This window comes from Paenibacillus selenitireducens (assembly GCF_002021565.1).
Classification (GTDB): Bacteria; Bacillota; Bacilli; order Paenibacillales; family Paenibacillaceae; genus Paenibacillus_K; species Paenibacillus_K selenitireducens.
In genome coordinates, this window is the sequence record NZ_MSZX01000013.1 from 64,685 (window position 1) to 76,734 (window position 12,050).

At 45.0% G+C, this 12,050-nt stretch carries 6 protein-coding genes; 2 read left to right on the forward strand and 4 right to left on the reverse strand.

Features of this window, described 5'->3' with window-relative positions:
- Positions 1 to 39: 39 nt before the first annotated feature.
- The 4 genes from BVG16_RS26105 to BVG16_RS26120 form a co-directional block, all read right to left on the reverse strand.
- Positions 40 to 1,107 (reverse strand): permease, encoded by a 1,068-nt coding sequence (locus BVG16_RS26105; protein ID WP_233147178.1) that lies wholly within the window; start codon positions 1,105 to 1,107, stop codon positions 40 to 42.
- A gap of 19 nt (positions 1,108 to 1,126) precedes the next feature.
- Positions 1,127 to 2,323, reverse strand: coding sequence for a HupE/UreJ family protein (locus BVG16_RS26110; protein WP_158081802.1), 1,197 nt, complete (start codon positions 2,321 to 2,323; stop codon positions 1,127 to 1,129).
- 127 nt (positions 2,324 to 2,450) lie between these two features.
- Positions 2,451 to 4,136, reverse strand: a complete 1,686-nt coding sequence (locus tag BVG16_RS26115; RefSeq protein ID WP_078502144.1) for a DUF4073 domain-containing protein — start codon at positions 4,134 to 4,136, stop codon at positions 2,451 to 2,453.
- Positions 4,072 to 10,842, reverse strand: a complete 6,771-nt coding sequence (locus BVG16_RS26120; RefSeq protein ID WP_078502145.1) for a DUF4073 domain-containing protein — start codon at positions 10,840 to 10,842, stop codon at positions 4,072 to 4,074. The genes BVG16_RS26115 and BVG16_RS26120 overlap by 65 nt, the downstream gene beginning before the upstream one ends.
- A 403-nt stretch (positions 10,843 to 11,245) precedes the next feature.
- Here BVG16_RS26120 and BVG16_RS26125 point away from each other — a divergent pair, with 403 nt between their 5' ends.
- The gene (locus BVG16_RS26125) at positions 11,246 to 11,677 is read left to right on the forward strand and encodes an SRPBCC family protein (protein WP_078502146.1); all 432 of its coding nucleotides are present in this window, start codon (positions 11,246 to 11,248) and stop codon (positions 11,675 to 11,677) included.
- On the forward strand, positions 11,674 to 12,036 hold the full coding sequence (locus BVG16_RS26130; RefSeq protein ID WP_078502147.1) for an ArsR/SmtB family transcription factor: 363 nt from the start codon (positions 11,674 to 11,676) through the stop codon (positions 12,034 to 12,036). Before BVG16_RS26125 ends, BVG16_RS26130 begins: the two co-directional genes overlap by 4 nt.
- The last annotated feature ends 14 nt before the right edge of the window (positions 12,037 to 12,050 follow it).

Genomic DNA, 12,050 nt, shown 5'->3' on the forward strand with positions numbered 1-12,050 from the left:
ATGATATCCTCCCGCCAACATGAAATGGATTGCACTCATTTAATGGAACACCAGCCATTCCGCTAAGAATGAGCCTGATAAGACAAGGACAAAAACGAATATAGCAAGGAGTGCTACAAATTTGGCCCGAAATACGGCCAACATCATGAGAATCCCCTTCAAGTTAATCATGGGTCCAAATACCATAAATGCAATAAGAGATCCCGTCGGAAACACAGGTAGAAAAGATTGTGCTACAAAAGCATCGGAAGTTGAGCATAAGGACAACACGAAGGCTAAACCCATCATGAGTAAATTGGCACTGGTCTGACTGCTGCCCAAATGAACTAAACTTTCATTAGCGACAAAGGTTTGCAGCAAGGCGACAAGCAACGAACCAAACACCAAATATTTACCCATATCAAAAAACTCGCTTACGACGTGCCCCATGACTTCTATACATTTATTGCTGAACAACGCTCGTTCCTTAGGAGCATCGTAATGATGTTGGTGATGATGATGATGATCATGATGATGCTGATGGACCTCTGACGATGATGTATCCTTCACCTTTAGCTGGTCTGTTCTAACAAAACGGTATACAAATAGTCCGACAATAAGTGCCACGATAAATGCAAGTCCCATGCGTGTGTACGTAATTTCCGGACGTGTGCGAAACGCGGTGAATGTCGACCAGAACACGATTGGATTCAATACCGGTCCGACGAGGATAAAGGTGGTAGCAGCGTGCAAAGGCATTCCTTTTTTGATTAGCTTGCGAATGGCCGGCACTATCCCGCATTCACAAATCGGAAAAATAATGCCCAACACGCTAGCTGTAATAATGCCTAACACTGGGTTTTTGGGAATCATCCGTTGAACGGTCTCATCGGACACAAATACTTGGATCAATGCGGATACAATGACCCCTATAAGAATAAAAGGCATTGCCTCCAGCACAATACTGATAAACATGGTCTTGAAAATTTGCAGCTTTGGATTGCTTAAAAGGGTACCCGGCGCATAGTTGGAAAACGCATATAAAATAAAAATGAGTATGAGACTAACGAAAGCGAGCGCATTGGTATGGAATCCTGCTGCACTCTTTGGCGTTATATCTTTGCGCACGCTAAGCCCTCCCTGTGTATTATATAACTCTCTCAATTAACCACATCGCACCTAATAGAAATGCGATAGATGATCCGACGATTATTGAGCTTCTTGCATACTTCCAACGGAACATTAAGGTAAGCAGCGGCAGCAAAACAAGGATCATCAGGAGCTGTACCGATTCAATCCCTAAGTTGAAGCTTAACAAATCGACGGCCAGTTCACTTTTCGGGAGATTCATCTCTTTCAAAATATCCGCGAACCCCATACCGTGAATTAAGCCAAATAGGAACGTAAGCACCCAACGATGGCTCACTTGTTTGCGCACAATATTATCAACGGCAACGACGCAAATACTGATGGCAATAGCAGGCTCGACAATGAATGGAGGTACATTCATATAACCAAGAACCGTGAGGGACAGCGTGATACTATGGGCAATGGTAAAGGCTGTTATCATCGATGCGTATTGCTTGAACGATTGTCTAGCAATCAAAAGGGAGAATAGGAACAATAGATGATCGTATCCGGTTAAAATATGATTGATGCCAAGCTTGAAGAAGGAAAGCCAGCCCGACGTCGTATGACTAGATTCCGATTCTGTCGCATGACTGGAAGATGCTTGTTCTGCAGATTGGGACGCTTGTGCTACCTGTTCCTGCTGCTGATCGCCATCATGAAGACTAGCGAAGTCCGATTCTGTAAGCATCATCGTCCACGTACGGTCGCCACCCGAGAGAGCGGCTGTTGTCTTCTTGTCTCCATAGTTAATCGTTACGAGATTGACATAATTTGTTTTCGTATCGTCTGCGTACAATGGATCGATTAACGACACCTGTTGAGAAGCCTTGACTGCAGGAAATATCAACTTCAGTACGACTTGCGTTGCATCTCCTTTGCGGTTTAAAACCAAACTTTCCGATTGGCTCGCTGACTGCGTTGTACCATCGATATTCATTTTAATATTTGTCTTCAGCAGGTCTTCGAAGCTGGTTTTTATTGCATCAAATTCTTCTTGTTCAAGCATGCCGTTGCCGTTCGTGTCACCATCAGTCAACTCTATGACAGAAAGCTCGTCCAGCGCATAAGTCATTTCGATATGCGATTTCGTAAGTGTTAGTGTTGTATAGCTAGCACTGTAAGCATGAGCATCCGCGATTTGAACAACGGGTAAACCCATGATAGAAACGATAAAGGTCCATATGAAAATGCTCGCTTTAAACTTTAGCTTCATCTTGCTATTCCTCCTGAAATTTACGATCTTGCTGCATGATGAGAAAAACTCCGCCGAAAATATTATAAATTCTATTGTGGTAATAATAAGGATACCTACGTTTAGTAGGTATCCCCTTAGTAACATTTTACTTGCTTGCATTTAATAGATTAAAGATAATCTGTGCAGCTTCAGCGCGTGTTGAAATCCCTTGTGGATCAAATTGGCTCGCTGAACGGCCTTGAATGAGCTTTAACAGTGAAGCTTCATTTACATATTCCAACGCCCAAGCCGAGATTTTATCCGCATCCTTGAATATAGCAGCTATATGGCCAGATGTGGATTTACCATGAATAACTTCATAAGCACGCATCATCATCGTGACCATTTCCTCACGAGTAATTATCGTGTTTGGTTCAAAGAACATGGTGCTTTTGCCATGAACAATTCCTGCTTGTACAGCAATCGCAATCGCTTCGGCATACCAATCCGTATCCTTCACATCAGAGAATGATAATGAACCTTTTTGTTTCAACTGCAGGGCTCTTACCAACATTGCCGTAAATTCAGCACGTGTCACTTTTCCGTTAGGACTAAAGGTTGTTGCACTCGTTCCGTTGACGATTTGCTTCGCGGCCAATTGTTGAATGACATGTACTGCCCAGTGCGAAGCTGGAACGTCGCTGAACATTTTTATGGACTCCAGCACGGCATATTTACTGAAGTGGTTAACTTGAGCAACCAATTCACCATTGCTGTATTCTCCACCAACGAACTCCAAGGTTCCTTGATCGGTAATGTAATAGATGCCGGCTAACTCTGGATTCATGGAATTATCCACTTTTAGATGAATCGTAATCGGTTCGTTAAATTTGGATAATTTCATTTTCTCTCCTGAGGCTGTTTGGTAGATTAGACTGAACTCGTAGATGCTTCCTCCAAGTTTGAAAGATGTATGCTTCGAATCCTGCACACTAGCCATAATGTTGCCTGCTTGTTGATTAGACAGTGGTTCAAATTTCAAGGAGATGCTGCCATCCTTCAAATCTTGCGCAGAAACACTTCCTACTAACCCTTGAATCAATTGAGGCGGGATAACAACAGTAACCTTATCCGACTTCACTTCCAGCTTATTCCCTTTTAGTTTATCCGCATAAATGCCTGGAATTACAACTTCCAACGTATTAGACGGCACGACTACAGTTAACTTGCCAGCTATGCTGCTTGCGAGTTGTTCAGATGTTATGCGAACAACGCCCGGTACACTCGGCTCCTCCGGTTTTGTCGGCTTTGTCGGTGGTGTTGGTGTTGTCGGTTGTGTTGGTGGTGTCGGCGGTGTTGGCGCTACTACGTTTGTTGTAAACGTCAGCGTCGTTTCCTGTCCTGCTGGCACCTCTCCATTCGCCTTCACACGTACTTTGACGATGTGATCCCCACTTAGATCTGGTAAATGATTAGGATCGTATGCTGTCCATAGTCCGTTATCCATCCTATATTCCATCGTCTCGTCTATGCCTAGGATGACATCATTCACATCATCTGCCGTTACGTTCGGCGCTGCGGGTTGTCCTGGAATGACTTCGCTTGCGATAGTAAACGTCAGCGTCGTTTCCTGTCCTGCTGGCACCTCTCCATTCGCCTTCACACGTACTTTGACGATGTGATCCCCACTTAGATCTGGTAAATGATTAGGATCATATGCTGTCCAAGGACCGCGATCAATCATATACTCCATCGTCTCGTCAATGCCTAGGATGACATCATTCACATCATCTGCCGTTACGTTTGGCGCTGCGGGTTGTCCTGGAATGACTTNGTAAATGATTAGGATCATATGCTGTCCATGGTCCGTTATCAACCATATATTCCATCGTCTCGTCTATGCCTAGGATGACATCATTTACGTCATCTGCCGTTACGTTCGGCGCTGCAGGTTGTCCTGGAATGACTTCGCTTGCGGCAGTAAACGTCAGCGTCGTTTCCTGTCCAGCTGGCACCTCTCCATTCGCCTTCACACGTACTTTGACGATGTGATCCCCACTTAGATCTGGTAAATGATTAGGATCATATGCTGTCCATGGTCCGTTATCAACCATATATTCCATCGTCTCGTCTATGCCTAGGATGACATCATTTACGTCATCTGCCGTTACGTTTGGTGCCGGTGGAACTGGTGTTGGTGAAGCAGGGATAGGTACACCTGTAATGATGATGTCGTCTATTCGATCTGTTCCACCAGACCCTGTTGCACCGCCATTCACACTCGTTAATGAAGTATTAAGCCATCGAATGTAAAGCTCTTGTTGATTGTCTGCAGCTGAAGGCAATGCATAATACGTTGCTGCACTTGGCCAAGAAGCTTTTACAATAACCGACGCACCCGGAATATCCATCCAAGTAGTCTTGTTTAGGCTATACTGCAGTTTAAAATCTCTTGGTCCTGTGTTCGAGCCGTATTGTTTCGATGATACCAGAATATTACTATAATTCGCTGTCGTTACCGACACTGTCCAGTATTTATCAACGGTAGCATCCCAGCCCGTGGTGGAAATCGCCTGACCCGTTGAACCAGCTACATAACTTGTAGCGGCACTTGCACCTACTACTGTTATTTTTCTGTTCAAATTCCCGTCAATGCCGACATGGGACATGTCGTCCTTCGTATCGAAATCCCAACTTGCTAACGTTGTCGGAGCAACGATCATATCACTAGTAACAACGACATCCGCCCAACCGGTGATCTCGTCTCCTGCAACCGAAACGATGAAAATATGTTGCGTCTGACCTACGATGATATCCGTGTCAGCTTTCAGTTCATTCGTATAAGCTGAAGCTGATTGACCGATTGCAGGCTGCACCTGCGATCCTGCAGGACCAACTACATATTTCAACGTCCCTGCTGGAATTGTTGTTGTTTGCGTTCCAGCTACTGCACCCTTCGACCATGTAAATCCAGTAAGAAGTGGTGCTAATGCATTGAACTTCAGGACCGACTCCAGTCCCGCTGGTACGAATTCAGTGGCTTTCACCCGTACGAATACGGTGTGCTCGCCGGTTAAGTCCGGCGGACTATCCGGGGAATACAACGTCCAGCTTCCACTATCGACTTTATATTCCATTGTTGAATTTATGCCCACGATAACCTTACTCACATTATCTGCTGTTACTGCTGGTGCTGCAGGCTGCACCCCTGTTACCGTTACGTTCGCAGTCGCTTTAAACCCGCCATCAAACGTTTCAACGGTGACCGTTGCTTTACCTGGGGCAACCGGAGTCACAACCCCGTTATCAACAGTTACAACCGCCATGTCGCTTGAATTCCATGTAATGGAAGTATTGGTAGCATTCGCAGGCTGCAATGTAGGGATCAATGTCGTCGACGGATCTCCCACGGTCATATTCAGCGTATCTGTATTAAGCTGAATGCCGGTAACCGCTACAAGCGAATCCGCATTCGCTAATTCACGTGAATCACGCACACGAATGCGGTAGCCTTCGGCGAACTTGCCGGTTAAGCCCACTGCCATCAGCGTATCGCCAACCTGAAGCTTCGGTATGGCTACACCGCTTTGGTTAATAATGTAACCGTCAGTATAGACAAGAACTTCAACTCCACTGTCGTCCGCAATGATATAAGAATTTTCATCCGGAATGGACTTCACTTTACCAATGACTTTCACTAATTGACCTTGATAAGGCTCCGACATCGCTTGCTCTGTCGTAATCTGCTTAGGCTGAAGCTGCGGTCCTGTGCCTACTTTCACGATGCTTTTATCAAACGTTGTGAACTCAAGCTCCTTATTGTTCTCAAACGTTTTTATCTTGCCATACACGCGAATCATATCGCCGTTTACTAGCGAACCGGGAGGCACTTCACTAAAGGCCATAATTCCGCCTGTTGCATCCTGCACATAAGCCGAATCATAAAAAGCAGAAGTCGTTACCGTACCTTGTATGACGACGTCTGTTCCATCTGCCAAGCCCCGTGCATCCTGTATTGGCGTAACCTTAGGCTCAAGATGTGCCAACCAATTCATTGCATTTAGAGCCAATTGATTGTTACCGGCTGTCCCCATCTGCTTATCATTAAATGCATTCATGCCCGTTACGAATACTCTGCCATTCCCAATTTGCTCTGAAGCAATAAGCGGTATGGCGGACCCTCCGGTTACTTCCGTTAGAGCAGGCCCTGAAGTTCCATTCGATTTCCAGACGTTATAGCTAGCTGCATCCGGCTTGATCTGTGTTGACTCTTGAAATGACGTTTCATTGCCTCGTGCAACAATGGTTACGGAATCACTATCCGTTAATTTGATTTTATTACCATTCCCATCATTTTTCGCTAAGCTTGAACCACTGTAATAATCCAGTGTTGATATAAAATCCGTCAAATAATTCGCAACGGGGTTAAGATGTGCCCTTACGGAGAAATTGGATGTCAACGGTGTGCTCCAGAAGTTACCCGTTGCTGTTTCATCCATGACTCCATCGTTGTTCATTAGAATGGTTGAATGAATCGCTTTTAGAATGCTGTTCAATCGCTGATTGTTGGCTGAAGCGCCGTAATTGCTCTTATCAGCTAGGTAGATAGATCCACCATTCGCAACATATCCTTGAATCGCTGCAATTTCCGCATCCGAATAATCCGATGCAGGATGAGAAATCATGAGAATTTTCACATTACTAAGCGCAGTACTGTCAAGAGCCGTTTTGTTCTCTACAACGGTATAGCCCTGTTGTTTAAGCAATAATGTAATTTGCTTGAAATTGTCTGCATAGGTTCCCGTATCTGTCGTCGTATTCTCATTCTTATGTGTTGCATCAATCATTACGGTGATTCCAAGCGGAGGTTTAATTGTAAACGACTGCTCGTATTTATTATCACCGAGATCATGACCATCCCCGGCTTCAAGCACAACGATCACGGTATGCGTTCCCGCAGGCGGTGCAACCCACTTCACACCAACCGTTGTTGATTTGTTGGAAGCCAACATATCCACCACAGCATCACCAATGAAATTTACGGCATTCACATGATCATAATAGAAGTGAGCCGTAATGTTCTTCACATCAAGCGTCCCCATGTTGCTGATCCCCGCACTGATGTTAGCATCCAGTCCGCCAACAATGGCACCGTCATCAGCTGTCAAGCTATTTACATTTACAGATAACGGTTCAGCTTCCGACCAGATGGGAGCAGAATAAATTTGATCGCCGTCTTTTTGCGTTACTTTTACTACAAACCATTGTTGACCGCCAATAACGTTGTATGTCGGTTTCCAATTAAAAGAGGTTTGGTTACCTGATGGTGTGTAGGTATCCACAACACGTCCACCATTTGTCACCAACTCCACCTTTGCAATGTTGTCATTCGACGTTGTTTTGATATAGCTGTACTTCGGATCCGTTGCGAGTTCAAGTACCGGATCGCTGCCCTTAATATCGAATTGCAGCGATTTCGCATCCACCGTAGATCCCATATAATAGCCGTTTGCCATTACATCGAGTGTAAAGTTCGGATCTTCACTGAAATATACCCGCATTTTACGCATGGCTTCCAGCAATGATTCTTGTGTTAGCTTCTCGGCAACAATAACCGTTCTTTTCTTGGTTTGTCCCCATGTAGCATCATGGTTATCTTCACCATAAGTAGGAGCAACATGCCATCCTAGATCAAGTGCACTGAAGAATTTGGATTCCGCATTTACATAGGAATAATGTCCAGAGCCATTGCCTACCTCAAGCAGCGTGAACAACTTGTCTACATCCTTGTTGTAAGGAATGAAATTATCAAAGGCATTCGCAGACATCGCTGGATGATTAAATTGCGCCACGATATTATCGTAGGTTAATGTCCATGCATAATAATTTTTTAACGTATTATAGGTAGAGCCTTCTTCAACACGATCGATAAAGTTCGTCGTACCGAAAACATTCGAGTGACCCCAACTCGTTGATGTCATTTCAAACGCCGGAAACACAACAAACTTACCGTCTACCGTATTGCTTGCCGCCAAATCCTTTGTTTTTTGCCAATCTGCTCCACCTGATCGTTCCTTCATGCCCTTCCGATCGATTGAATCCTTACCGACTAGGGATGCATCGATGTCATGAGAATGATCAGAAAATGCGAAGTAGTCATAGCCATACTTCTGTGCTTCGACTAATGCTTGTGCTGGATCACCAGCTGCATCGTGTGAAATATTGGTATGGTTATGTGTCGTTCCTCGATAATGTATTCCTCCAACAAATCGCTTAGCGACTTCAAAATCCCATGTGTATGTGGAAGGATTACCAATTAAATCACTTGCTGTCACAACGACGGTGTGGATTCCTTCGCTCAAATCTTCAGCCGATGTAAGCTTCACCTGCACCTGACTCTCTGAAATCGTCGTTATTGCTGCAGGAGGTGTGGATCCATCTATCAATATAGAAACAGAATTAGCATCTACACCGCTTGGATCCGTCATAGAAACGGAGATAACAGGATGTCTCGTCTCAATCTTATCCCCATTAGCCGGGAGCTCATTGAAGAAGCTCGGTCCATCCGTATCATCCGTAATCACAATCGTTATGGGTTCACTTGCATTACCGGCTGTGAGAATTTCCTCACCGACTTTAGCCTCAATATAGTATTGCAGCTTGCCTGCAGGCATGTCCGCATTTAATATTTTACCGTTATAGCTATCACTGCCTTGCGCAGCCTCCATAACTACGGAACGATAATTCCCATCGTTTTCGCCTTTATAATACAAGATGACCGAATCCGCATACTTTGCCGTTGCCGTAAAGGAGGTATCCATATTGACATAGGCTTTTGTCAAAGGCGTATGATTAAATTGCAATTGGCCTTTAATGTCTTTCGCATCGCGCGGAAGCACATAATAACCGGAGGTATAAGGTGAAGCGTATTTCGCTTGTCCGACAATTCCGGTAAAATCATACGATTCTCCAAGCGTGATTGCACCGCCGCTAACTTGAATCCCCGTTGTGCCAAGGATACGAACAACGACTGCATCCCCCGTCGATTCATCCGTAACGGTGACATCATAGTCCGTTGCCGGCGAAGAAATGCTGGTTACCTTACCTTTGAAGGTGACCAATCGGCCTTCAATCGCTTCTGCAGTACTGTATTTTTTCAAATCAGCAGCATGAATAGCATGAGCGTTGACTGCGTCTGTTTCTCCTAAATCTTCGATAGAGGAGGGAACAAATTGCTGCATTCCTGCAGCTTGAATGGATTTTCCTATTACACGAAATTTATGCCCTACCGTAATCGGAATCGGCTTCGTTCCGCCAATAATTTGAATACCGCCTGTGGCATCTTCAATATAGAAATTCGTTAGTTCACTTCCGAGCGATTGATTCGCAGCCGTTACGGTACCTTCAATCGTTGTCGAATATCCGAATTGAATCGGAATGCCATTGACGTCATTCACACGTAATCTAGCAATGGTCATCGTAGATTCCGCAGACCCAGCAGCATCCACACGTGTGTAATAGCTCTCTTTGCTTACAACCGGCGTCGATATGGAATTCACCGAATGGGTTACATATACTGCTGAGCTATCAGCAGAATTCGTGATATTGACAATGAAGGAGCCGTCAGCCGCAGCTGCAGCTTGTCCCGCACTTGTCAACAATCCCCCATTTTCCGTATATATTTTAACCGTTGATGCAGCCGGCACAGCCTTGGCTAACCCTGTTACGGTTCCTGCTGCTCCACTCTTCACAAACGTGATATGACTTGCGTTCGGAGCCACCATGTAATCTGCGTTGCGGATGACGATTTCTTCCGGATTCGCAGGGGATGCAACAAGGTTCATATCATAATCCTTGGCATTATTAAGGGTAGAGGTTCCACTGCCCAACCCGAACACGCCTCTTGCATCCGAACCAAACTGAGTTTTACGCAAAATGGTTCCACCGCCGATGGTGCCCGTATAAAAAGGCGCGCCCCAGCTATCTGTATTCACTTTAAAGGCAGTATTCGTCCCATCGCCATATGCAAGCAAATCTACAATATCGGCATTTGACGACGAAGTCGGAGCAGTCGTATTTTGCGTTAGAAATAAAATTCCGCCCGCCGATGCACTTGGATTGATCGTTGTAGTCTGGTCCGCGGCAAGTGGAAGATCCAGACCTGTTGTTCCCTTATTGCCCGCAATAAGATAATAACCATGTGCTTTAATGATTCCCGTTAGTTTTGTAGGGGCTGATAAAGCGGCGGCAGTACCTGCGTTATAACCAAATCCCCATTTGCTATTAAAATTAATATCTTGATCTGTTGTATTATAAAGTTCAAAAAATTTCGTATTATAAGCAGCCCCACTGTTGCCACCTTTAACATACACCTGGCTAATAACGACAGCACCACGTTCATAACCCAAGGTTCCTGCCGCTGCATTTGCCTGAGGAATGATTCCACTGTTGTTAAACACTGGCGGGGGCACAATTAGTGTAATAATTAGCGCAAATGCCAATGCTAGACTTACCCACTTCTTGTTCATCCTATTAACCTTATTCATCAAATGAATCATCTTACTCCTCCATCTTTTGTAGTACTTGCAAACAAGATATTGTTCCAACAGAAAAACAAGTAAACTATAATCTCCTTTCGACAAAATCTAGCAAATAAACTAGCAGATAGGTGAATTATATCAACGAACATTCGCGTTGGATTTATACCTTTTGTAAACGAACCCTAAATATTCCCTCCGATGTGTGTGGACTAGGTGATTAGGAATAAGGATTCTATGAGTAGTATAAAAGCGATTGCTCAACGTGCGTATTTCTATGGCCATCATGCGTATTTCGATGTAAGTTCATGCGGATGAACATACTCCCCGTAGGATCGAACACATTGACATGAAATGAGGGAGTTCCGTATAATATTCACGAAACCATTTGGTTTCGAATGCAGTATAATTTGGAGGTTCCATCATGACAACAAACAGTCCACAGACGTTTCCTGATATTATTAAAAAAATGATGTTTAATGCACCCATTCAAAAAGTATGGGATGCCGTATCAACCGCCGAAGGCATCGCGGCATGGTTCATGCCGAACGATTTCAAGCCGATTCTTGGCGCTACGTTCTCCATCCACTCCCCTTACGGCGTATCCTCTTGCGAAGTACTGGAGCTGGAACCGCCGAACAAACTGGTCTTCAGTTGGGGGGAAGACTGGCTCATTACTTTTGCCTTGGAAGATCTGGAAGGGCAAACTTCCTTTACACTTATTCATGGCGGATGGTCGGATAAAGTCGCTCCGGAGACCGGTATGTCGCATTCGGTGATTCGCAATAATATGAACAACGGCTGGGAGTCTCAAGTGCTTCCTAGACTGCAGCATTATGTCGAGGCATCCTCATGACTGCCTTACCGAAATACGATGTCTTTCAAGCCATAGCAGATCCGACGCGACGAGAGCTGTTGAGCCTGCTTGCGGATCAGGATGAACTTCCGGTGACCGCGCTTAGCAACAATTTCTCCATAAGCCGCACGGCCGTATCGAAGCATTTGCATGTGTTATCGGATGCCGGATTAGTGACAGAGCGGAAGGTCGGACGCGAGACGAGGTATCGGCTGCAAGCCGCACCGCTGCAAGAATTGAAGGATTGGCTCTCTTATTACGAGCGCTTCTGGGACAATAAGTTGTCCCTATTGAAGCATCTCGTGGAAGCCGACTCCCCAGACGATGCAGCACCTAAGGGACCTCAGAAGATGGAATGAGGTTATATTACAAG